Here is a 22,519-nt window from a genome sequence, read left to right as displayed (position 1 = left end):
ACAGCCGCCATGACAAAATGTACCACGCCCACCGCCACCTTTCCACGCTGCAAAGGCCGTCAGATCACCGCCAGCTTCGATGGCGGCGAGGTCACCTCTGACGGTGGCATCCTGCTGCTGCGGCAGCTCGACCGCGAGATGGGCCTGACCCGCGCTATCGCTCGCCGGCTGAGTGATGACCGCGATCCTCAACGCTGCCTGCATCGCACCGAAACCCTGGTTCGGCAGCGCGTGTTTGGCCTGGCGCTGGGCTACGAGGATCTCAACGACCACCAGGCGCTGCGTCACGACATCGCCCTGCAGACCGCCGTCGATACCGACGGCGTGCTGGCCAGCCAGTCCACGCTGTGTCGCTTCGAGCAGCAAGCCGATCGGGACTGGGCGGTCACCATCCACGAGGAAATGATCGAGCAGTTCATCCGCTCGTTCCGGCGGCCACCCAAGAAGCCGCTCTACCTCGACTTCGATGCCACCGACGACCGGGTGCACGGCCAGCAGCTCGGGCGGCACTTCAACGGCTACTACAACCACTACATCTTTCTGCCGCTGTTCGTGTTCTGTGGCGATCAGCTGCTGGTCAGCTACCTTCGCCCGGCCTACCGAGATGCCGCCCACCACGCCGGCGCCATTCTTGCCCTGCTGGTTCGGCGGCTGCGCCAGGCGTGGCCTGAGGTAAAGGTCGTATTCCGCGGCGACAGCGGCTTCTGCCGCCCGCTGATCCTCAGTTGGTGCGAGCGCCACGGTGTCGACTACATCGTCGGCCTCGCCGGCAACCCGCGGCTGGCCAAGCTAGCCCTGGATATCGACTACGAGTCAGCTATCCGCTTCGAGAAGACCCGTGAGAAGCAGCGAGTCTTCGGCTTCATCGAGTACGCCGCCAAGAGCTGGAAGAAGCGCCGACGAAAGGTGGTCGTCAAATCCGAGACCAGTTGGCGTGGCTTCAACACCCGCTACGTGGTGACCAACCTGCGCGGCTGCAGCGCAGAGTGGCTCTACGACCACCGCTACTGCGCCCGAGGCGAGATGGAGAACCGCATCAAGGAGCAGCAGCTCCTGTTCTCAGACCGCACCAGCTGCCACCAATGGTGGTCCAATCAGTACCGACTGCTGCTCTCGGGGCTGGCCTACCTGCTCCTGGAGCGGCTGCGTCGGATTTACCTTAAGCGCACCGCCTTCGCCCAAGCCCAGGTCAACACCATCCGCCTGAAGCTGCTGAAGATCGGCGCCGTCATCACTCGCAACACACGGACCATTCGGCTGATGTTGAACAGCCAGTATCCGGAGCAGGACCTCTTCCTGATGTTGGCCAGCAAGCTGGTGCCGGGATAGCGTCGCGGCGTGCTGTCCCCGGCACAGAAAAGACATGGGGGTGGGGGAGGTGCGCCCTGAGCACAGGAACTTGATCAAAAAGCAGCCAAACTCCACCCCAGATCCCTTTTATCCCCACCGAGCCTGGCATCTGGGGACTTCTGACTGACCCGGTGCAACATCCGGGCTAGGCTGTTAGTACAGGTGGCCGATAAGAATGGTCAGCGTTTGGTGCGTCTGATTGATGACATACTCGATATCGAAAAGCTTGAAGCAGGTCAGCTGAAGGTTCACCTGCAGCAGGTTGATCTGCTGGCACTGGTCGAACAGGCGTTGGTCGACAACACGCCGTATGCCGAGAGCTTTGGCGTCAAGCTGCAGCATGAATTTGTCGTAACCCAAGCTGAGCTCGAGCTGGATCCGCATCGTTTTTCCCAGGTGCTTGCCAATCTGATTTCCAATGCCTGCAAGCACTCTCCGGCAGGCGCCACCGTGACCATTATCGTCAGGTTGGTGAAACATGCGGGGGCCGACTGGTGGGAGGTGGCGGTGTCTGACAGCGGCGATGGAATTCCGCTGGAGTTTCAACCGCGCGTGTTCGAGCGTTTCGCCCAGGCGGATAGCTCAGATCGCAGACGCAGCGGCGGCACTGGACTCGGCTTGGCGATCACTCGAGGCCTGGTCCATGCCATGGGCGGTGAGATCGGGTTTACCTCGGTGCCCAAGGCCGGTACGGAGTTCCAGGTGCGCTTTCCTGCCTTGCCTAAGGACGGTCGATACACAAAACAAGCTAAGGAATCGACATGATGACCACGAGCGACCACAAGCCTCGAATCCTGTTGGCGGAGGACGAGGAGGATGTTGCCTTTCTGATTCGCTTTCTGCTCGAGCGCCAGGGATTCGTGGTGGAGCACGCGCCAGACGGTCGTCAGGCGATCGAACTCCTCTCCGACACCCCCGGTCGATTTGGCGCTGCTCGACATCATGCTGCCCTACCATGACGGCCTTGAAGTACTGGAGCACCTGCGCCGACTGCCGGCCTGGCAGGACGTGCCCGTTATCATGCTCACCGCCAAGGCGCGTGAGACTGACGTGGTACGGGCCCTGGAGCTCGGTGCCGATGATTACGTGACCAAGCCGTTCCAGCCGGAGGAGCTGCTGGCTCGGCTGCGTCGTTTCATGAGGAGGCGTTGATGCAAGGTAGGGTGGATGCCCGATCTGCTGTCGTGGGGGCTGATCGGGGCGCTGCTGCTCGTGTCGACGCTCTCCAGCGCTGCACAGGCTCAGGAGCGGCGCACCGAAGTGGAAGCTTCGCTGCGCTACGATGCGCTGGACAGCGGTTTCGACGACTGGCTGACCCAGCGGCTCGATGTGCAGTCGACCCAGCGGGGCGAACCGACCTGGTACGGGGCACTGCACCGGGAGCGTCGCTATGGCACGTGGGATGAAGCACTGCTAGCGGGGGCTGCCGTGCCCTTGGGCGAGGCCTGGGTCGTGCAGCCCGAGGTGGGGCGCACGTTTTCGGCCGATTTTCTTGCCCGATGGCATGCCGACCTGCGCGTTCAGCGCGTGCTGGGGAGGCTACGTGGGCAGTGCCAGCCTGCGGCGCACCCGCTACGCGGGCTCCCAGGTCGACAGGCTGGCCCTGGGCATGGAGCGCTACTGGGGCAACTGGCGCGGTGCCTACACCCTCAATGTCAGTGACGTGGATGTGGCCGGCACCCCGGTAGGGCATGCGGTTGCGCTGGATTACTACTACGGCGAACGCAGTTCGGTGGGGGTGCGCGGCGCCCTGGGTCGTGAGGAAGAGGGACTGCCCGGCGGTGAGGTGGCGACCACGGATGTGGCCTCCGCGGCGCTGCTTGGTCGCCACTGGTTCGAAGAGAATTGGGCGCTGAGCTGGGAGCTCGGGGCGATCCGTCAGGGTGATCTCTACGACCGCTTCGGCGTTCAGCTGGGTGTGAGATATGCCTTCTGAGCTGGCGGCGCTGCCGCAGTTGCTGTACCAGGCAGTTCAAGTCTTGACCACGCCGCCCGAGGACCCGGTGCTGCGTTTTGCCGTCTACAGCGCCATGGCGCTGGCCGCATTGACCCTGGCGGTCATGCTGCAGGTGCTGGTGCTGACCGAGCTGGCCAGCCGGCGCGAGCGTCGCCGCCAGGCGTTCACCGAGCAGTGGCGGCCGCGTCTCGCTGCATGGAGCATGGCGCATGGCGATGCGCTGCCCTGGCCGCCACGCGGCAGGCAGCAGGAGATCTGGTTCATGTTGCTGTGGCTGCGGCTGCGACGCCAGGTACGTGGGCCGTCGCAGCAGCGCCTCAATGCGCTCTTCGAAGGCATCGGCATGAGCAGTCGCGTGGTGAGGCTGCTGCGTGGACGTGGCGTCCATCGGCGGCTGCTCTCGCTAAGCTGTCTGCAATACCTGGCTGATACGCGCTACTGGGCGGAGGTGACGCCGCTGGTGGACGACAGCAACCCGGTGGTGGCGCTGACCGCGGCGCAAACCCTGGTGGCGATGGATTCTGACCGCGCTATGCAGCGCATCATCCCGCTGGTAGAGCTGCGCCACGACTGGGCTCTACCACGTCTCGAGGCGCTGTGTCGTCAGGCTGGCCCGGCGTCAGTCAGCGGCCCTCTGCTATCGCAACTCGTCGAAGGAGAAGATCCACCGCTACGTCTGACATCGCTGCTGGTCTGGGCGGAGCCTAATCGTGTGGCCCCCTGGGCCAGTCGCCTGCTTGCCGAGGGCTTCAGTACACAGGAAGGAAGGGAGGTTTCCCTCTGTGCCGCCTTGAGCTGTCTGGGGAAGCGCCGTGATCCGCGTGACAGGGCGCTACTCCTGCGCTGGTTGGAGGCCAGCTCCCTCAGGTCCGCTTGGCGGCGGTTCAGGCGCTGCGTCGCCAAGCGGGGCCGGATGAGGTTCCTTTTCTCCTCGAGCGGTTGGCCGACGCCAGCTGGTGGGTGCGTCAGGCTGCCGCTGATGCCCTGGTCGAGCTGCCTGGTATGGCTGACGCCGACATTGAGGCCTGGCTGCAAGACGTGACGGATCGCTATGGGCAGGATGCCCTGAGGCGAGCCATTGCCGAGCGGCGTCGTTGAGGAGAGCGCATGGGCATCGATTGGGTGTGGTGGGGGCAGGTCGGTTTCATTGGTTATTTCATTTTGCTCAACGGCGGTTATCTGGCGCTCAATCTGCTCTCGATGGTGAGCCTGCGGCGCTATATGCGCCAGCGCGCTGAACTGGGGGAGCTGGCGCCCTATCTGGGGCTCGAGCCCGCCGTGTCGATACTGGTGCCTGCCTACAACGAGGCGGCCACCATACGCACCTCGCTGCTCTCGCTGCTGCAGCTGCAGTACCCCGAGTTCGAGCTCGTAGTGATCAACGATGGTTCCAAGGATGAGACCCTGGCGGTGCTGGTCGAGGCCTTCGAGCTTGAGCCATATCCTGAGCCGCTGCGACGCAGCGTGCCGCATCAGGAGGTTCGGGGCATCTACCGCTCCCGTCGCTACCCCAACCTGAAGGTGATCGACAAGGCCAACGGCGGCAAGGCCGATGCGCTGAATGCCGGGATCAATGCTGCCCGCCATGGACTGTTCTGTGCCGTGGATGCGGACTCCATCCTGCAGCGCGACAGCCTGCTGCGTGTGGTCCAGCCGTTTCTTGAGGACGAGCGCACCGTGGCCGCGGGCGGGACGGTGCGCATTGCCAACGGCTCGACGGTCCGCGGTGGCTTTCTGCTCGAGGCGGGAATCCCGGATAGCCTGCTGGCACGCTTCCAGATCGTCGAGTACCTCAGGGCGTTCCTGTTCGGCAGGCTGGGCTGGTCGCCGCTCAATGCGGTGCTGATCATCTCCGGAGCCTTCGGCCTGTTCGACCGTGAGCGTGTGGCCGAGGTGGGCGGCTACAGCACCACCACGGTGGGAGAGGACATGGAGCTGGTGGTGCGCCTGCATCGCTACCACCGCGAGCGCAAGATTCCCTATCGCATTCGCTACCTGCCCGATCCCATCTGCTGGACCGAGGCGCCGGAGGATCTGGGGACGCTGGGTCGCCAGCGCAGCCGCTGGCAGCGCGGGTTGGCGGAAAGCCTGAGCCGTCATGTGCGGCTGGCGTTCGGCCGGCGGGGCGGTGCGCCGGGGCGCCTGGCGTGGCCGTTCATGGCGCTGTTCGAATGGCTGGGGCCGCTGGTCGAACTGGCCGGCTACGCTTTCATGTTCGGCGGATTCGCCATGGGAATCATCTCGCCGGTGGCCCTGACCGTGTTCCTGCTGGTGGCTATCGGCATGGGCATCCTGCTGTCGGTCAACGGTCTGCTGCTGGAAACCCTGTCGTTTCGTGTCTACCAGAGGCGCCGGGACATGCTGCGGCTGTTTCTCGTCGCCGTGCTGGAGAACTTCGGCTATCGCCAGCTCAACACGCTGTGGCGCTGCCGCGGCCTGTGGCAGTGGTTTGCGCGGCGCAAGCACCAGTGGGGGTGATGAAGCGCAGCGGCCAGTGGGGGCAGTAAGCCGTTAGTCCACCCGCGATACCGGCTGGCGTCGAGGGTCGACATACCACGGCAGGCCCCGCCTGGCGTTGTGCTCGAGTTCGGCGATCACCTGGGCGCCCAGCAGCAGGATCACGGCACCGATTTCCAGCGTGAGCAGCACTACGATCAGCGTGGCAAGCGAGCCGTAGACGACGTTGACGAACGAGAGGTTGGCAAAATAGAACATCAGCAGCAGGCGTACCCTTCCCACAGCAGGGCGGCTACGAACCCGCCCACCACCGCCCGCCGGAGTGCGATGTTGACCACCGGCAGCACCTTGTAGATGGCGCTGAAGAGCAGGAACACGCCGATGAAGCTGAACAGGTTGAGCAGCGGGTCGGAGAGACCGGCGAAAGGCATGTGGCGCCCGACGATAGCCAGCCACAGCGCATCGATGGCCGCGGCCAGGCTCGCCAGCAGGGTAAGGGCCAGCAGGCCGGCACCCAGTACCAGCATGAACAGATAGGGCAGCAGCACCGACACCCACAGGCTGCGCTTTTGCGGCACTTCCGGCGCATGGAAGATGATCGCCAGCGCGTCTTCCAGCATGCGAAACACGAAGGAGCTGAACACCAGCAGCACCACGATGCCGAACAGGCCGATCATGTCTCGCGAGTCGAGCAGGGCGCGTACCGCGTCGAGCAAGACTTCGGCATGGGTTGGGGCGAGGTGCTGCACCTGCACACCGATCACTTCGAGCAGCAGGGCCTCGTTGAACACCTGGGTCAACAGCACGGTCAGCAGGGCGAACAGCGGAACGATGGAAAGCAGGATGTTGTAGCCGACGCCACCGGCCAGCAGCAGCCCCCGATTGCGCAGAAAGGCGGCCAGCACGCGCCAGAGAAAGCGCGCCACATGCGGCATCAGGACCAGCAACGCGCTGAATCGGGTCATGCGGACGGTAACTCCCTGTATGCGTTTTGGCCCATTTTGAATCCGTATTGGAACTCAGGCTTTAATCCTTTCCTGAACAAGGTATTACCGAACCCGGAGGCTCACAAGCGAGCCGCTTCGCTGGATGGATGCTGAAGGTTCGCTACACTGGTGGCTGACGGCAGGCGTGGCGCTTGCCATGCCGGCCCCCGTTCATCCGGACAGCAAGGAGAGCTGTAATGCGCAATATCATCTATATCATTGGCCTGATCGTCGTGGTTCTGTTCATCCTGTCGATGCTGGGCCTGCGCTGACACGGAGCGACACTGCCCTACCCGGAGTTCATGGCCGGTGCGGTAATCCCGCCCGGCCATGCTTTTGACTGGCCGTGTGATCGGCAAGGGGGCTGATAGCGGGTCACCGTCATGTTCCGTTCTGTGTCTCGGTTTGCAGCAGGAGGCTCACGATGCGATGCAGCTGCTCCTGCGAGAAACGTTGGCCCGCGGTGTCGGGGTGCGGGTCGGCGGTGAACACGACGGTCAAGGCACGGGCGGGAATCACATAGAGCCCCTGGCCGCCGAAGCCTCGCCCATAGTAGACCGGCGTATCCTCCAGGGTGGTGATGAACCAGCCGTATCCATAGCGGTCCCCCGTCCAGCGTGACGTGCCACGAGGCTGCCAGGAAGCTTCCACCCAACCCTCGGGCAGCACCCGTGTATCGCCGATCTTTCCATCGTGCCGATACAGCTCGCCAAGGGCGATCAAGGCATGAGGCGAGAGCGCCATGTCGTTGCCTCCGAAATAGATACCCTGTGGGTCGCGAGGCCAGGCTGGAAGGGTGATGCCGAGCGGCTCGCCCAGCAGGCGCCTGGCCAGGGCCAGGGTGCTTTCGCCGCTGGCCTGGGTCAGCGCTGCCGAAAGGATATGGCTGCTGCCGGTGGAGTAGAGCATCTCACCCCCGGGCCGATCAACGAAGGGGCGGGAGAGGGCATTGGCCACCCAGTTCCGGCTCGCCACCCACCCCCGTAGTGGCGCCCCGAGGTGGGCTCCAACCCGGCCTGGAGCGACAGCAGGTGTCCTACGGTGATCTCTTCGACGCGAGGATCGGTATCATCGGGTACCAAGGGGCCAAGCAGCTCGACGACGGGCTGGTCGACGCCGGTAATCAGCCCGTCGGCGATGGCGGCTCCGGTCAGGGCGGCCAGTACAGTCTTGGACAAGGACTTGATATTGACCGGCTGGGTAGCGGGAGGGCCGTTGTAGGTTCGCTCCAGTACGATCTCGCCCTGTTCGGCCACGACCAGGGTATGCAGGCGCTCGATGCGTTCGGCCGCTTCGCTCGTGCGGGTCAGGATGCTGTGGCTCAGGCGCTCGGCGGCATGCACCGGAGCGGTAGTAACCGCGAGTCCCGCAAGGAGCAGGCCCGCCAGGGCCAGGGAAGCAGAGCCCGGGACAAATGGATTCGATGCAACGCGCTTACGCTTGGGCTCGACATGCTGTGTCCTCCTTGGTCACATCCGGTCACGGTGCCTTGTGCCGATGTCGCCTTGCAGTTACCCGGTTCCTACTGCCATCTTGTGCCGGAAGAGGCATTCTGACAACTGAACGAACGGGGTTGCCATGGGCCATGATCTCCGCTTCCTGCTGCTGCTGACGCTGCTGCTGGTTGGCTGTGCCGGGCGCGTATCCCCGCCGCCCGTGGATACGCTCGAGGCGCCTGTCGAGATCTTTCTGTTGGACCATGGTCGCCATGCGAGCCTGGTCATGCCTCATCGAGAAGGGGGTGGCCCGGTACAGCTATGGCGAATGGAAGTGGTATGTCGAAGGCAGGCAAGGCGTGTGGCGCGGGGTTGCTGCCATGCTTTGGCCGACCCGCAGCGGCATCGGACGGACCCTACACGGTGACATCGACTCGCCCCATTCCCATCTTGATCGGCTGGCACCCGAGGGCATCGAGACGATCTATTCCCTGCAGGCCGACGCCGAGCTTGTCATAGCGCTGCAGCAGTCCCTGGATACGCACTTCGCACGGGCGCGCATGGAGCCTGTCTTCAGCGAGGATTACGGACTGTATTTCGTGCCCTACCCACGGGACTACTCCGCGCTTCATCAATCGAATCTGGTGGTTGCCCAATGGTTGCGCCAACTGGATGTCGAGGTGAAGGGGTCTCCCTGGCTCTCCAACTGGCGCATCGAAGCCGCGCCCTGACCGGCACACGCTCCCCGGAGGCGCCTTGCCGCAGCTTTCGCCCGGCCACTTCGCTATGTATGCTGACTGTGAACACAACAGCGCTGCCGCCCCTGCGCGGTAAGCTCATATCGACCAGCAAGAGGGACTTGCCCAATGTCGGAGACAACCGAGAGCCCACTCTACAAGGACAGGCGCGTCATGGGGGTGGTGGCTGTAGCGATTCTTGCCATTCTTTGGGCGATCTTTGCCCATAACAGTGCCAGCAACCAGCGTGAGCGCAGTGCCGTTCTCGAAGAGCAATTGGCCGCCGCGCAGTCAGAGCAGCGTCGCCTGGTGGCGGAACTGAGCGAGCGCGATCAGGCAGGCGAGGATATCGCTGCCCTGCAGGCCCGTCTCGATGACCTCGAGCAGCAGCGCCAGGCGGCAGAAGACGCCATGCGTGAAGAACAGGAGGCTGCACGCGCCCAGCTCGAGCAGCTGCAGGCCGAGGCGCAGCAGGCCCAGCAGCAGCTTGAAGAGCTGCAGGGGCAGCGCGGTGAGCTCGACGCTGAAGTGGAGTCGCGTCAGGCTGAAATTACCGAGATGGAGCAAACGGTTACACAGCTGCGCAGCGACTACGAAACGGTCGATCAAGCGCGCAGCGATGCCCAGACGGCTCGCCAGGATGCCGAGGATGCGCGTCAGGAAGCCGAAGCCGCTCGCCAGGCCGTCGAGGAAGAGCGCCAGCAGGCCGAGGCCGCCCGCCGCGAAGCAGAAGAGCAGCGTGAGCAGGCTGAGTCGAGCCTGCAGGAGTTGCGCCAGGAGACCGAGGCGGCCCAGCAGCGTTTCGATGCGCTGAGCGAGGCGCTCAATGAGCGTGAGCAGACCTTGCAGGCGATGGAAAATGACATCGAGGCGCTGGAAGCCTGGCGCACCGAGGTTGAGCGTGAGGTGGGCAACGTTAGGGATGAGCGCAGCGCCGCCATGAGCGAGCTGGAGGAGACCCGTCAGGAACAGGAGTCGCTGGCCGGCGAGATCGAGGAGGGGCGCAGCCAGCTAGAGGAGCTCGAGCGTCAGATCGAGCGTCGCGAGCAGCAGCTGCAGCAGCTCGAGACCCAGTTGGCCCAGTGGCGTGAAGCGTTGGCCGAGCTGGAGCTGCCGGCACAGCAGAACCTGCAGCAGCAGAGCGAGCAGGGTCAGCAGCAGCGCCAGCAGCAGGGCGAGCAGGGCCAGCAGCAGGGCGAGCAGGGCCAGCAAGAGCAGGAGCCGCAGGCCCAGCAGCAACAAACCGAGGCAGCCGCCGAGCGCGGTTGATTCGTCCAGCGGAACACGATGCGGCGGGCTTCGGCTCGCCGCATCGTCGTTTCAGGCCAAGGCTATCGGGCCCTCGGCGAGGGGCCAGGCACGTTATACTGTCGCCAGAGCAAGGCACGTACGCGCCTGCAAGGCACGTTGCCAACGTAGCAACCAAGGAGTCAGTCGTGATCGAAGGGGTCAAGCATATCGTGGCCGTGGCATCCGGCAAGGGTGGTGTCGGCAAGTCCACCGTTACCGTGAACCTGGCGCTGGCCATGGTGGCCGAGGGCTACCGCGTCGGCATTCTGGATGCCGATATCCATGGCCCAAGCCAGGCCCAGATGCTGGGCGTACCGGAAGGCGTGCGCCCTCAGCAGGCCGGCGAGAACAAGTTTCGGCCACTGGAGACTCATGGCGTACAGGCCATGTCGATGGCCTTCATGGTCGACACGCGCGAACCCATGGTCTGGCGCGGCCCGATGGTGGCGGGAGCCTTTCAGCAGCTGCTGACCCAGACTGCCTGGCAGGATCTCGATGTGCTGTTCATCGACATGCCGCCGGGCACCGGGGACATCCAGCTTACCCTGGCGCAAAAGGTGCCGGTAGATGGTGCGGTCATCGTCACGACCCCACAGGACATCGCCCTGCTCGACGCGCGCAAGGGCATCGAGATGTTCCGCAAGGTCAACGTGCCGGTGCTGGGCGTGGTGGAGAACATGAGCCTGCACGTGTGCTCCAACTGCGGGCACGCCGAGCCGATCTTTGGCGAGGGCGGCGGCGAGCGCATCGCCGGCGAATACGATACCCGTGTGCTGGGCAGGCTGCCGCTGGCGCTGTCGATTCGCGAGCAGGCGGATGGCGGCAGGCCCACGGTAATTGCCGAGCCGGAGGAGAGGTAACCGCCACCTTCCGCGACATGGCACGCCAGATCGCCGACACGCTGCAGGGGCACTCGCCCGAAGCAGGGCCGAGCATCTCGTTCAGCGACTGAGCGGCAACGGTGGCGTGGCCGTGACGCCCGCCTGCGGGGCCGCTATCATGGCGGCCCCACATCTATCATTCTTCGGCACTTCTTTCAGGACGTCCCATGAGCATCAAACCCGACAGCTGGATCCGCCGCATGGCCGAGCGGGAAGGCATGATTGAACCCTTCGAAGCCGACCAGGTGCGTTACGTGAACGATCAGCGGGTGATTTCCTACGGGACCTCCAGTTACGGTTACGACGTACGCTGTGCCGATGAATTCAAGGTGTTTACCAACATCCACTCCGCGGTGGTCGATCCGAAGAACTTCGATGAGAAGAGCTTCGTCGACATCAAGGGCGACGTCTGCATCATTCCACCCAACTCCTTTGCGCTGGCGCGCACTGTGGAGTACTTCCGTATCCCGCGCAGCGTGCTGACCATCTGCCTGGGCAAGTCGACTTACGCTCGCTGCGGCATCATCGTCAACGTGACGCCGCTGGAGCCGGAATGGGAAGGGCATGTGACCCTGGAGTTTTCCAACACCACCAACCTGCCGGCCAAGATCTACGCCAACGAGGGCGTGGCTCAGATGCTGTTCCTGGAGTCGGACGAGGTGTGTGAGGTTTCCTACAAGGACCGCGGCGGCAAGTATATGGGGCAGAGGGGAGTGACTCTGCCCCGTACCTAATCATTTACTCTTCGTCGAGCTCTTCGGCGGCGTCGGCGTGGGAGAGGCGTAGCCCCTGGGGCGGCAGCGGAGTGCCGTCGAGCTGGGCGTCTTCGCCTTCCAGGCGCAGGCGCCCCTCGAGGAACCACTTCACCGCGATGGGGTAGATCAGGTGCTCCCGGGCGTGCACCTTCTCCTTCAGGCTGGCTTCGGTCTCGCCCTCGCTCACCGCCACCACGGCCTGGATGGCGACCGGGCCGCCGTCGAGCTCCTCGGTGACGAAGTGCACGCTGCAGCCGTGTTCGGTCACGCCGTCGGCCAACGCCTTGGCGTGGGTATTCAGGCCACGGTAGGCGGGCAACAGGGAGGGGTGGATGTTGAGCATGCGGCCATGGAAGCGCTGCACGAAGCGCGGCGTGAGGATGCGCATGAAGCCGGCAAGCACCACCAGGTCCGGCTCGTGGCGCTCGATCACCTTGATCAGCGCGGCGTCATAGCTGTCGCGGCTGTCGTATTCGCCGTGGGGCAACACCACGGCGTCGATACCTGCGTCGCGGGCGCGCTGCAGGCCGTAGGCATCGGCCACGTTAGAGATCACCGCCACGATCTCACCGCCCAGACGGTCGTGGGTTTGCTCGTCGATCAGCGCCTGCAGGTTGCTGCCGCTGCCCGAGATCAGCACCACCACCCGGCGTGCCCCGGTGGGCTCGGGGTGAAGTCCGTCATCGTGTCGCCGTCGTACGCTCCACTCATGCCCCCAGATTCTCCAGCTGCACCGCTTCCTCGCCATCACCGCGGGCGATGATTTCGCCAATGCGATAGACCGTCTCACCCTGGGCCTGCAGGTGCGCACGCGCCTGATCGGCCTTGTCGGCAGGCACCACCACGACCATGCCGATGCCGCAGTTGAGCACGCGGTACATTTCCGTCTCTGCTACGTTGCCCTGCTGCTGCAGCCAGTCGAACAGCGCGGGGCGGGTCCAGCGCTTCACGTCGATGCGAGCGGCCAGGTGCTCGGGCAGCACCCGCGGCACGTTTTCCAGCAGGCCGCCCCCGGTGATATGGGACAGCGCGTGAACGGCGATGCCGCTCTCCTTGATCAGCGATAGCAGCGGCTTGACGTAGATGCGGGTAGGGGCGAGCAGGGCGTCGCCCAGCGACTGGCCGTCGATGGCGGTATCCAGCGATGCGCCGCTGACGTCGAGGATTTTGCGGATCAGCGAATAGCCGTTGGAGTGCGCGCCGCTGGAGGCGATGCCCAGCAGCACGTCGCCTTCGCCGACCTGGCTGCCGTCGAGGATCTCGGATTTCTCCACCACGCCGACACAGAAGCCGGCCAGATCGTAGTCGCTGCCCTCGTACATGCCGGGCATCTCGGCCGTTTCACCCCCACCAGGGCGCAGCCGGCCCGCTCGCAGCCTTCGCCGATGCCGGCCACCACGTCGGCGGCGATGTCCACATCGAGCTTGCCCGTGGCATAGTAGTCGAGGAAAAACAGCGGCTCGGCGCCGGCCACCACCAGGTCGTTGACGCACATGGCCACCAGGTCGATGCCGATGCTGTCGTGGCGGCCGAGGTCCATGGCAAGGCGCAGCTTGGTGCCCACGCCGTCGGTGCCCGAGACCAGTACCGGTTCGCGATAGCCGGAGGGCAGCTGGCACAGGGCGCCGAAGCCGCCCAGCCCACCCATCACCTCGGGGCGCAGGGTGCGCTTGGCCACGCCCTTGATGCGATCGACCAAGGCATTGCCGGCATCGATGTCGACGCCGGCATCCTTGTAGCTCAGCGATGCCTTGTCGGAGTGGGGAGAGGTGGAATCGGTCATGGCCTGTCCTGTACGCAAACGCGGTGAGTGGTTCATTGGCTGGTGCGACGCCCGGCCGCCTTGGCGGCGAGGCGCAGTGGGCAAGATCGGGCCGGAATTGTAGCATCACGACGCACGGCTCGCATCGCCGTGGATAGCCAACGCAGGGAGGTGGGATGCGTAGAGAGTGGTGGGTCCTGATCGGGGCGGTGGCCATGGTGTGGCTGCTGTTCCAGTTGGAAACGATGCTGATGCCGTTCATTGCCGGCTTGATCCTGGCCTACCTAGCCGATCCGCTGGCCAATCGCTTCCAGCGCTGGGGCATGTCGCGAACCCTGGCCGTCAGCCTGGTGTTCCTGGTACTCACGTTGATACTGGTGGTGGCGCTGCTGGTGCTCATTCCGCTGGCGATCCAGCAGGCGCGCCAGTTCGGTCAGGTGATTCCCGGTATCTTCGAGTGGGTCGAGACGGCGCTGGCGCCGCAGATTCGCGCATGGACGGGCCTGGACGTGGCCGCCGACCTCGACAACCTGCAGGAAACGCTCGGTCAGCATTGGCAGGACGCCGGTGGCTACCTGGCCCAGTTTCTCGGACAGGTGGGGCGCTCCGGTGCGGCATTTCTGGCCTGGGTCACTTATTTCGCCCTGATCCCGGTGGTGACGTTCTACCTGCTGCTCGACTGGGAGCGGCTGTTGACCAACCTGCGCGCCTTGGTACCGCGCCGGCTCGAGCCCGACGCGGTCCGCCTGTCGCAGCGCTGCGACGAGGTGCTTTCGGCCTTCCTGCGCGGGCAGCTGCTGGTCATGCTGACGCTGGGCGCGATTTACGCTATCGGCCTCACGGCGATGGGGCTTCGCTTTGGTCTGTTGATCGGCATGCTGGCGGGGCTGGCCAGTATCGTGCCGTTCCTCGGCTTTATCGTTGGCATCAGCGTGGCGCTGATCGTGGCTTTCTTCCAGTTCGGCAGCCTCCTGCCGCTGCTGGGAGTGGTCGGCGTGTTCACGGTAGGGCAGGTCATCGAAAGCGTGCTGCTGCAGCCAAGCTGCTGGGGGATCGCATCGGGCTGCATCCGGTGGCGGTCATCTTTGCCGTACTGGCCGGCGGCAATCTGTTCGGTTTCACCGGCGTGCTGCTGGCGCTGCCGGCCGCCGCCGTGATCATGGTACTCTTGCGCGAACTCAAGGATCGCTACATGCAGAGCACGCTCTACGATGCCAGCAAGCGACCGGGCTGTGACGAGGATTCCGCATGAGCCGAGCGCCGGCGCAGCTGCCCTGGGGGTCGGGCTGCGTGACGATGCCACCTTCGACAGCTTTCTGCCGGCGGCAAACGCCAGCCTGCTAGAGCATCTTTCGCGCCAGCCGGAAGCCGACGGCGAGCCTTTCCTCTATCTCTGGGGTGCGCCGGGCAGTGGGCGCAGCCACCTGCTGCAGGCCGCCTGCCATGCCGCCTCGGATCGCGACCTGCGGGCCCTCTACCTGCCCCTGCGCGAGCTGGGCACTTCCCGCCGCTGATGCTCGAGGATGCTGAGCGGCTTGACCTGGTGGCCATCGACGATATCGATTCGGTAATCGGCCGCCGCCGCTGGGAAGAGGGCTTTTCCATGCCTTCAACCGCTTGCGTGATGCCGGCAAGCGCCTGGTGGTATCGGCAGGGGCTGCGCCGCGTCAGCTACCGGTGAAGCTGCCCGACCTGGCGTCGCGGCTGACCTGGGGGTGACCTTCCAGCTGCAGCGGCTCGACGACGGCGAGCGCCTCAAGGCCCTGCAGCTGCGCGCCCGGGTGCGTGGCATGCAGCTGCCCGATGAGGTGGCGCGCTATATCCTGCATCGCGGTTCGCGGCGGCTGGATGAGTTGTTCGAGGCGCTCGCCGAGCTGGACCGGGCGTCGCTCTCCGCCCAGCGCAAGCTGACGATTCCCTTCGTCAAGCAGGCGCTGGGCTGGTAGCGCCTAGCGGCTGAGATTGACCTCGAGGCGCTGGCCGTTGCGCAGCGAGACCTGGCGCAGGATCACCTGGCGCTGACCGTTGGCCGGGTTGACCATGCTCCCCGACACGTAGAACTCACCCGGTGGCAGCCCCTGCAGCGAAGAGTGGCCGTTGCCGTCGGTGCGCGCATTGTGGGTATAGGCCTGGGCACGCGGATCGGCACGCTCCACGGCGCGTCCGGCCAGGGCGTGCTCGGCGGCCTCGGCCGAGTACGTGGTGACGGGGGCGACAGATATCGTCTCGTTGCCGCCCGGCGTGCCGTTGAGGCTGAGCCTGCCGCTGAGCGAAGCGCTGCCCGACTTGGGCAATGCGGCGTATTCGGCCGCGGGAAAGGCGACCTGACGCGCCACCCGGCCTGGTTCGGGCGCCGGGGCGCGCGCGGAAGGCTCGGCCTGCGGCGCATCGGGATCGCTGATATCGATGACTTCGATCCGCTCAGGGGGCGGCCCTGGCTCGATCATTTGACAACCGGCAAGCGACAGGCCCAGTAGGGCCGGAATGATCCAGGCTTTCATGTCTTGCTTCCTTTTGGCTATGCCCGTGCCGCTACGAGAATAAACGATGAATGAGTCGCGCAGACAGCCCGTGAGCTGAAAAAGCGCAGCCCCCGGCGAGTCAAGCTCGCCGGGGGCTGCTGCGTGAAGCGGGCGGCCGTCGGGCCGCGCCGGCTTACTTCGCCTGGGAAGCGGTCTGCGCCTGCTTCAGGTTGCTTTCCGCCAGCTTCTGGCTCTGCTGGAAGAAGTCCTGGTTCAGGGCGACGACCTTCTCGGCATCGCCCTTGAAGCGCTCGCCCAGTTCCTTGGCAACCTGCTGCTGACCTTCCAAATAGGTGCGCAGTCCGGCGGCATCCTGGACGTTCAGCAGGCCGCGCAGCTGGGCCAGGCTGGCATCGGCATAGGCCTTGGTGGCCTCGTACTGGGCGTTGACCAGCTTCTCGGTGTAATCGACCGACAGCGAGGCATAGGCGCGGGCCGGACCGGTGAAGAGCGAGTCGAGCTGCTTGGTGTCAAAGCTAAAGGCGTTGAAGTTGAAGGCATTTTTCATGGCGGAAATCTCCGTGGTCGCTAACGTGCCGAGCGGTGATTCCGCTCCGTTGATGGCAACGTATCAAAGCCTTTTTTGCACTGCAACATTTTTCTCGTTTCGTTATGTGCCACGGATTTCTTGTGGATCATGCGTCGCGGAAGGCATGTGCCGGCTGCCGCCGGGCGGTTGGGTGGGGCTGCCTTCAGGCCATGATTTCAATCCGATTGCGCCCGTTGCGCTTGGCCTGGAACATCAACTGGTCGGCGCGACGAATCAGGTCGTCGACGAACTGATCGCCTGGCCGCAGGGAGGCGATGCCGATGCTGATGGTCAACCCGCTGGTCTGGAGCAGGGTGCTGCGCAGTCGTTCGGCAATCTCGCGGGCACCGTCGGCCTGGGTTTCGGGCATGAGAATGAGAAATTCATCGCCGCCGTAGCGTCCGACCAGGTCGCTTTCCCGCACGCTGCTGCGAATTGAGCGTGAGACATCGCTCAGCGCTTTATCGCCGGCGGGGTGGCCCTGCTCGTCGTTGATCCCCTTGAAGTTGTCGATATCGAGCATCATCAGGCACAGCGACAGGTTGTAACGGTAGGCGCGCCGGAGCTCAGTCTCGGCCAGCTCCATGAAGTGGCGTCGGTTGAAGGTATCGGTAAGGTGGTCATGGGTGGCCAAGTGCGTCAGCTTCTGGTTGGCCGCCATCAGCTCGGCGGTGCGCTCCAGCACGCGGCGCTCCAGCGTCTCGTCTTCCTTGAGGCTGGCCGGCGTGGCCTCCTTGGAGATGCCGAATAGGTGGGTGACCTGGCCCGACGAGCCGGTGAGCGGAATCAGCAGCGTCTGCCACAGCCCCTGACGCTGGTTGCCATGTGGGTCCAGACTTTCGCCTTCTTCCTCGTAGCGTAGCGGAGCCGGGTCTCGACGCAGCGAGTGAAATAGGCGGTGATTCGGCTGCAAGTCGGAGTGGGAAGCACTTTCTCGATGCGTTCGCCGATGCAGGCGGCATCGTCGCGCAGCGTGGCCAGGCGAGTCGGGTTCACGGCTTCGACGATGTACTCGCCGGGCCCTTCCACCCGTACGATGAACATTTGCTCCGGGCAATATTCCCAAAGGCTGCGCAGCAGCATCATACCGGCGTTGGCATTGATCCTGTCCAGAAAGTGAGACGCCATCAAGGATGACGTAATCATCTGATATCCCTCCGTAAGTCCTTTTATTCGCAAGCTCCGTTCGTCCAGCCCTGTCTGGCCTGCCTGCTCATCGTTATGGTATCGCGCCGCAGCATAACCTTAGTTTGGCGAAGCTCTTGTTGCAGCATGGTTTTTTCATTCGGTTCCGGGGTGGTGACAAAGCCTGTGCGGCTTCCCGGCATGGTGCATCTCAGCCGGCGGGATGGGGGTGCTTTTCTATACTCACAGGACATCGCTAAGTGAAATGAAACGAAAACGGCGGTTCAAGCATGAACGGGCAGACACGGAACGCTTCCTTTGCCAGCTGCAGCACCTGCTTTCTCGGCGCCCTGTGCCTGGCGCATGGATTGACCCACCAGGAATCGGCGCAGCTCGACGCCATCATTCCGGCGCCGCTTCGGCTGGAGAAGGGGCAGCTTCTTGTGCGCCAGAACGATTCGTTCACCAGCCTCTTTGCCGTGCGCTCCGGCAGCCTCAAGCAGGTGACCGTCACGGACTATGCGGAAATGCTGGTCACGGCGCTGTGCCTGCCCGGCGACATGGTCGGATTCGACGCTATCGGCAGCGAGCGCATTGCGGGAGATGTGGTGGCGCTGGAAACCACCACGCTCTGCGAGTTTCCCTTCGCCGAGCTGGACGCCCTGTGCGGCCGCCTGCCCGGACTGCGCCGACGCCTGATGGCCAACCTCAGCCAGGCCATGCACGAGGAGCGCCAGCGGTTGCACCTGCTGCTCAGCAAGAAGGCGGAGGTGCGCCTGGCCTGCTTCCTGCTGGCCGTTTCCGAGCGCTTTCGTCAGCGAGGATTCTCGTCGCGCCATTTCCGGCTGCCCATCTCCCGCAGCGAGATGGGCAACTACCTGGGCCTGACCCATGAGACGGTGGGCCGGACCCTGACGGCGCTCCAGGCCAACCGGCTGCTCAGCGTGCGCGGGCGTGACTATCATTTGCTGGACCTCGAGCGGCTGGCGCTGCTGGCGGAGTCCACCGGGCGGCGCCAGCGTCGTTCCGATGGCGCTTAGCCGGCGCTGCGGCGCAGGGCGATGCCGTTGCGCTGCTCGATGAATTCGAGCATCACGCGTGCTTCGCTCTCCTTCTGCTGGGCGAACGCCAGGAAGGGGCGGTGCAGCTCCGGCGTGGCATTGGTATCGCTGAGCCATTGGAAGAAGTGGTGCGACTCGATGGCCGCGCCGAGGGCTTGCTGCAGCACCTGCTCGCCCATGATGTCATCCACGATGAAGGCGTGGCTGTGCGTCATGGCAAAGCTGCCGGCGTCGCGCGGTTTTTCTTCCACGCAGGCGCCCAGCGCCATGTCGTGAGCAACGGCTCGCAGGGCCTTCAGGCGCTGCTCGCACTGATTGCCCAGGGACGCCATGAGCTGGCTGGCATGCGGCATTGCCGGTAGGAAGCTAAGCGAGAGTCGGCGATAGCGTTGCAGTTCGCCTGCCTCGTGGGTGTGAGCGAGGGTGAGCTGTTCCTGGGGCAGGAGCGTAAGTGCGAGGGTCGTGGGTGTCATGACAAGATCCGCTGTCGTTGTTCTGGCCATCCGGCCTTCATTGTGTACCGCCGCCTCGGGTGGCGATGGCGAAGGCATAGTAAGCAACTCGCCACGCTGCGTGCGACGATAATTATCAAATCCCCAGCCGATATCGGTGTATCAAATTGTTGACTTGATATTCGTCAAATCGTGTGTTGCGCCTGCCTGTCGTCCGCATGCGATTGTGCTGTGCTTGCAAGGCTCGGGACGAGCCTCCATGGTGAAGGCAACAAGAGGCAGACGAGGGAGCGACATGAGCGACTTTCGTAGCGAGCGCGACAGCATGGGCGAGCTGCGCGTGCCGGCCCAGGCGCTTTACGGCGCCCAGACCCAGCGGGCGGTGGAAAACTTCCCGGTTTCGGGGCAGCCCATGCCGACGGCATTCATCCATGCCATTGCACGCATCAAGCTGGCCGCGGCCAGAGTCAACCAGGCGCTGGGCCTGCTCGATGATGAGCGGGCCGTGGCCATCACGCAGGCTGCCCAAGCCGTCATCGACGGTCGGCACGACGACCAGTTTCCGGTGGATGTGTTCCAGACCGGGTCGGGCACCTCCAGCAACATGAACGTCAACGAGGTGGTGGCCCACCTGGCCAGCCGCGAGGGGCTAAGCGTCGGCCCGAATGACCACGTCAACATGGGGCAGTCGAGCAACGACGTCATTCCTACCGCGATCCACCTGTCCGCCGCGCTGGAAGTCACCGCCCGCCTGCGCCCGGCACTGGTGCAGCTGCGCGCGACCATCGATGAGCGCGCCGTTGAGCTGGACCACGTGGTAAAGACCGGGCGCACCCATCTCATGGATGCGATGCCGCTGCGCCTCGGGCAGGAGCTGGGGGCTGGTCGAGCCAGGTCGGGCAAGCGATCGAGCGGCTGGACAGCACCCTGCTGCGGCTGTGCCGGCTGGCGCAGGGTGGCACGGCGGTGGGCACCGGGATCAATGCCCACCCGGAGTTCGCCGAGCGCATGGCGCGTGACCTGAGCGAGCAGACCGGCCTGGAATTTGTGCCCAACGACAGCTTCTTTGCCAGCCTGGGGGCCCAGGATGCCGCCGTCGAGCTCTCCGGGCAGCTGCGGGGCTGGCCTGCGTGATCATGAAGATCGCCAATGACCTGCGCTGGATGAACTCCGGGCCGCTGGCCGGGCTGGGCGAGATCGAGCTGGAGGCATTGCAGCCGGGCAGCTCGATCATGCCGGGCAAGGTCAACCCGGTGATTCCAGAATCCGCCGCCCAGGCGGCGGCGCAGGTGATGGGGCTGGACGCGGCGGTCGCCGTGGCCGGCCAGAGCGGCAACTTCCAGCTCAACGTGATGCTGCCGCTGATTGCGAGCAACCTGCTAACGTCCATCACACTGATGAGCAACACGGCACGGCTGCTCGGCGAGCGAGCGATCGCCACCTTCCGCGTCAGGGAAGACCGGCTGGCCGAGCCGCTGGCGCGCAATCCCATCCTCGTCACGGCGCTGAACGGTGTGATTGGCTACGATGCCGCTGCGGCGATTGCCAAATCCGCCTACCAGGCCAGGCGGCCGATCATCGACGTCGCCGAAGAGCAGACCGACCTCGGCCGCGAAGAGCTCGAGCGCCTGCTCGACCCGCAGCGCCCGACGCGCGGCGGTATCCCCGAATAGGCGGCTTTCAGGCGGCCAGGCCTTCGCGCTGCGCGGTGATGTAGGCGCCGAGGCGTTCGACCTGGCGCGGCGTCAGACGCAGGGTGAGCTTGGTACGCCGCTGCAGGATGTCTTCGCCGCTCAGGGCCCACTCGTGGCCGATCAGGTAGTTCACTTCGGCGGCGCTGAGGCCGCCTCCGAAGTGCTCGCCGAGGTCGCGCTCGCTGGTGGCACCCTGCAGGAAGGTCAGGCACAGGCTGCCGTAGCTGCGAGCGAAGCGGGCGGCTCGCTCGGCGCCAAGCCACGGGTACTCCTTCAGCAGCCGCTCGGTGAAGCTGGACTGATTGTCGATGTCGCCGCCCGGCAGCGGGCCGTCGCCGTCCAACTGGGGCCCATGTGGGGCAGGGCGGGGGCGAGCTGCTGCAAGGCGGCCTCTGCCAGCTTGCGATAGGTGGTGATCTTGCCGCCGAAGACCGAGAGCAGGGGAGCGCCGGAGGCGTCCAGCGCAAGGGTGTAGTCGCGGGTCATGGCGGAAGGGTCGGTGGACTCGTCGTCGCACAGCGGACGCACCCCGGCGTAGGTGGCAATCACATCCTGACGTGCCAGGGGCTTGCGGAAGTGGGCATTGACGACGCCGAGCAGGTAGGCGATCTCCTCCTCGCTGGCGGCGACTCGGCGCGGATCGCCCTCGTAGCGACGGTCGGTGGTGCCGATCAGGCTAAAATCATCCTCGTAGGGCAGCACGAAGACGATACGGCGATCGTCGTTCTGCAGGATATAGGCGCGCTCGTCTTGGTTGAGCCGCGGCACGATGATATGACTGCCCTGGATCATGCGAATCGAATAGCGCGAGGGGCGCTTGGCCTGCTCGCGCACGACGCGCTCTACCCAAGGGCCGGCAGCATTGACCAGCGTTCTGGCCTGGCGTTCGAAGCGTTCGCCGCTGCGCTGGTCTTCCAGCTCGATATGCCAGCGCCCCTGCGCTTCGCGTAGGCCGACACAGCGGGTCCGCACCAGGATCTCGGCCCCCTGCTGATGTGCCTGCAGGGCGTTGAGCACCACCAGGCGGGCATCGTCTACCCAGCAGTCCGAATATTCGAATCCGCGCTTGATGTCGGCCCTGAGTGGGTCGCTCGGCGTGAAACGAACACCGTGCGAGCCGGGCAGGGTCTTGCGCTTGCCAAGATGGTCATAAAGGAACAGGCCGGCGCGGATCATCCAGGCAGGGCGCAGGTGCGAGCGGTGGGGCAGGATGAACCGCAGCGGCCAGATGATGTGGGGTGCCTTGTTCAGCAGGATCTCACGCTCGCGCAGCGCTTCTCCCACCAGGCGAAACTCGTGGTGCTCCAGATAGCGCAGGCCGCCATGGATCAATTTGCTGCTGGCTGACGAAGTTGCGCCGGCGAGGTCGGCCTGTTCGCACAATCCCACGCTGAGCCCGCGACCGGCTGCATCGTTGGCGATGCCGGTACCGTTGATGCCGCCGCCGATCACGAAGAGATCAAGCAGGTCGTGGGAGGGAGATGCCATGGGTGAGGCTCCGATCGATCGCCGGCACGTGCCGGCC

General features: G+C 64.8%; 17 protein-coding genes and 9 pseudogenes. 15 read left to right on the top strand and 11 right to left on the bottom strand.

Annotation, left to right across the window (positions count from 1 at the left end):
- The first annotated feature begins 9 nt into the window (after nt 1–9).
- The 5 genes and pseudogenes from ACUDAL_RS08950 to ACUDAL_RS08930 all read left to right on the top strand — a co-directional run bounded on the left by ACUDAL_RS08950 (nt 10) and on the right by ACUDAL_RS08930 (nt 3,286).
- A complete protein-coding gene (locus ACUDAL_RS08950; RefSeq protein WP_444677628.1) occupies nt 10–1,329 on the top strand; it encodes an IS1380 family transposase in 1,320 nt (439 codons plus the stop codon).
- Between the two features lie 183 nt (nt 1,330–1,512).
- Nucleotides 1,513–2,115 carry a sensor histidine kinase gene (locus ACUDAL_RS08945; protein ID WP_444677891.1) on the top strand — a complete coding sequence of 201 codons (603 nt, stop codon included), beginning with the start codon at nt 1,513–1,515 and terminating at the stop codon, nt 2,113–2,115.
- The gene (locus ACUDAL_RS08940; protein ID WP_444677890.1) at nt 2,115–2,309 is read left to right on the top strand and encodes a hypothetical protein; all 195 of its coding nucleotides are present in this window, start codon (nt 2,115–2,117) and stop codon (nt 2,307–2,309) included. Before ACUDAL_RS08945 ends, ACUDAL_RS08940 begins: the two co-directional genes overlap by 1 nt.
- The gene (locus ACUDAL_RS08935; protein ID WP_444677889.1) at nt 2,293–2,502 is read left to right on the top strand and encodes a response regulator; all 210 of its coding nucleotides are present in this window, start codon (nt 2,293–2,295) and stop codon (nt 2,500–2,502) included. The genes ACUDAL_RS08940 and ACUDAL_RS08935 overlap by 17 nt, the downstream gene beginning before the upstream one ends.
- 15 nt (nt 2,503–2,517) lie before the next feature.
- Nucleotides 2,518–3,286 (top strand): annotated as a pseudogene (locus tag ACUDAL_RS08930) (YaiO family outer membrane beta-barrel protein).
- A gap of 84 nt (nt 3,287–3,370) precedes the next feature.
- Here ACUDAL_RS08930 and ACUDAL_RS08925 read toward each other — a convergent pair.
- Nucleotides 3,371–3,571 carry a hypothetical protein gene (locus tag ACUDAL_RS08925; protein ID WP_444677888.1) on the bottom strand — a complete coding sequence of 67 codons (201 nt, stop codon included), beginning with the start codon at nt 3,569–3,571 and terminating at the stop codon, nt 3,371–3,373.
- A 609-nt stretch (nt 3,572–4,180) separates the two neighbouring features.
- Between ACUDAL_RS08925 and ACUDAL_RS08920 the strand changes: the two genes are divergently transcribed.
- Together ACUDAL_RS08920 and ACUDAL_RS08915 are read left to right on the top strand one after the other, a co-directional pair.
- Entirely contained in the window at nt 4,181–4,405 is a 225-nt protein-coding gene (locus ACUDAL_RS08920; RefSeq protein ID WP_444677887.1) for a HEAT repeat domain-containing protein, read from the top strand.
- Between the two features lie 9 nt (nt 4,406–4,414).
- The gene (locus tag ACUDAL_RS08915; RefSeq protein WP_444677886.1) at nt 4,415–5,785 is read left to right on the top strand and encodes a glycosyltransferase family 2 protein; all 1,371 of its coding nucleotides are present in this window, start codon (nt 4,415–4,417) and stop codon (nt 5,783–5,785) included.
- A gap of 33 nt (nt 5,786–5,818) precedes the next feature.
- Here the strand turns inward: ACUDAL_RS08915 and ACUDAL_RS08910 are convergent.
- From ACUDAL_RS08910 to ACUDAL_RS08900, 3 genes and pseudogenes are all read right to left on the bottom strand, one after another.
- Nucleotides 5,819–6,729, bottom strand: a pseudogene (locus tag ACUDAL_RS08910) (YihY/virulence factor BrkB family protein).
- Nucleotides 6,730–7,131: 402 nt separating this feature from the next.
- The gene (locus ACUDAL_RS08905) at nt 7,132–7,659 is read right to left on the bottom strand and encodes a hypothetical protein (protein WP_444677885.1); all 528 of its coding nucleotides are present in this window, start codon (nt 7,657–7,659) and stop codon (nt 7,132–7,134) included.
- Nucleotides 7,614–8,093: a serine hydrolase gene (locus ACUDAL_RS08900; RefSeq protein ID WP_444677884.1), complete on the bottom strand. Its 480-nt coding sequence runs from the start codon at nt 8,091–8,093 to the stop codon at nt 7,614–7,616. The genes ACUDAL_RS08905 and ACUDAL_RS08900 overlap by 46 nt, the downstream gene beginning before the upstream one ends.
- A 398-nt stretch (nt 8,094–8,491) precedes the next feature.
- Between ACUDAL_RS08900 and ACUDAL_RS08895 the strand changes: the two genes are divergently transcribed.
- The 4 genes and pseudogenes from ACUDAL_RS08895 (at nt 8,492) to dcd (ending at nt 11,828) form a co-directional block, all read left to right on the top strand.
- Nucleotides 8,492–8,917: a hypothetical protein gene (locus ACUDAL_RS08895; RefSeq protein ID WP_444677883.1), complete on the top strand. Its 426-nt coding sequence runs from the start codon at nt 8,492–8,494 to the stop codon at nt 8,915–8,917.
- A gap of 135 nt (nt 8,918–9,052) precedes the next feature.
- Nucleotides 9,053–10,192 (top strand): hypothetical protein, encoded by a 1,140-nt coding sequence (locus ACUDAL_RS08890; protein WP_444677882.1) that lies wholly within the window; start codon nt 9,053–9,055, stop codon nt 10,190–10,192.
- A 170-nt stretch (nt 10,193–10,362) separates the two neighbouring features.
- A pseudogene (gene apbC / locus ACUDAL_RS08885) lies at nt 10,363–11,165 on the top strand (iron-sulfur cluster carrier protein ApbC).
- A 96-nt stretch (nt 11,166–11,261) separates the two neighbouring features.
- Complete coding sequence (dcd, locus tag ACUDAL_RS08880; protein WP_444677881.1) at nt 11,262–11,828, top strand: dCTP deaminase; 567 nt, start codon at nt 11,262–11,264, stop codon at nt 11,826–11,828.
- Between the two features lie 4 nt (nt 11,829–11,832).
- On the opposite strand, the pseudogene purN reads toward dcd, so the two are convergent.
- Both purN and purM read right to left on the bottom strand, forming a co-directional pair.
- Nucleotides 11,833–12,560: pseudogene (gene purN, locus ACUDAL_RS08875) on the bottom strand (phosphoribosylglycinamide formyltransferase).
- A pseudogene (gene purM, locus ACUDAL_RS08870) lies at nt 12,557–13,632 on the bottom strand (phosphoribosylformylglycinamidine cyclo-ligase). Before purM ends, purN begins: the two co-directional pseudogenes overlap by 4 nt.
- A 155-nt stretch (nt 13,633–13,787) precedes the next feature.
- Between purM and ACUDAL_RS08865 the strand changes: the two are divergent.
- Nucleotides 13,788–14,863 (top strand): annotated as a pseudogene (locus ACUDAL_RS08865) (AI-2E family transporter).
- Nucleotides 14,860–15,557, top strand: a pseudogene (hda, locus tag ACUDAL_RS08860) (DnaA regulatory inactivator Hda). Before ACUDAL_RS08865 ends, hda begins: the two co-directional pseudogenes overlap by 4 nt.
- Nucleotides 15,558–15,560: 3 nt before the next feature.
- On the opposite strand, the gene ACUDAL_RS08855 reads toward hda, so the two are convergent.
- The 3 genes from ACUDAL_RS08855 to ACUDAL_RS08845 all read right to left on the bottom strand — a co-directional run bounded on the left by ACUDAL_RS08855 (nt 15,561) and on the right by ACUDAL_RS08845 (nt 17,575).
- Entirely contained in the window at nt 15,561–16,112 is a 552-nt protein-coding gene (locus ACUDAL_RS08855; protein WP_444677880.1) for a carboxypeptidase-like regulatory domain-containing protein, read from the bottom strand.
- 154 nt (nt 16,113–16,266) lie between these two features.
- Entirely contained in the window at nt 16,267–16,641 is a 375-nt protein-coding gene (locus ACUDAL_RS08850) for a phasin family protein (RefSeq protein WP_444677879.1), read from the bottom strand.
- 184 nt (nt 16,642–16,825) lie between these two features.
- Nucleotides 16,826–17,575 carry a GGDEF domain-containing protein gene (locus ACUDAL_RS08845; RefSeq protein ID WP_444677878.1) on the bottom strand — a complete coding sequence of 250 codons (750 nt, stop codon included), beginning with the start codon at nt 17,573–17,575 and terminating at the stop codon, nt 16,826–16,828.
- 502 nt (nt 17,576–18,077) lie between these two features.
- On the opposite strand from ACUDAL_RS08845, the gene ACUDAL_RS08840 reads away from it, so the two are divergent.
- Nucleotides 18,078–18,827 carry a helix-turn-helix domain-containing protein gene (locus ACUDAL_RS08840; protein ID WP_444677877.1) on the top strand — a complete coding sequence of 250 codons (750 nt, stop codon included), beginning with the start codon at nt 18,078–18,080 and terminating at the stop codon, nt 18,825–18,827.
- On the opposite strand, the gene ACUDAL_RS08835 is transcribed toward ACUDAL_RS08840, so the two are convergent.
- A complete protein-coding gene (locus tag ACUDAL_RS08835; RefSeq protein WP_444677876.1) occupies nt 18,824–19,321 on the bottom strand; it encodes a hypothetical protein in 498 nt (165 codons plus the stop codon). The genes ACUDAL_RS08840 and ACUDAL_RS08835 overlap by 4 nt on opposite strands.
- A gap of 274 nt (nt 19,322–19,595) precedes the next feature.
- On the opposite strand from ACUDAL_RS08835, the pseudogene ACUDAL_RS08830 reads away from it, so the two are divergent.
- Nucleotides 19,596–20,973, top strand: a pseudogene (locus ACUDAL_RS08830) (class II fumarate hydratase).
- A gap of 7 nt (nt 20,974–20,980) precedes the next feature.
- Here ACUDAL_RS08830 and glpD read toward each other — a convergent pair.
- Nucleotides 20,981–22,482: pseudogene (gene glpD, locus ACUDAL_RS08825) on the bottom strand (glycerol-3-phosphate dehydrogenase).
- Between the last annotated feature and the right edge of the window lie 37 nt (nt 22,483–22,519).

This window comes from Halomonas sp. E19, assembly GCF_052439355.1.
Taxonomy (GTDB): domain Bacteria; phylum Pseudomonadota; class Gammaproteobacteria; order Pseudomonadales; family Halomonadaceae; genus Halomonas.
This window is presented reverse-complemented; position numbering and strand designations above follow the sequence as displayed.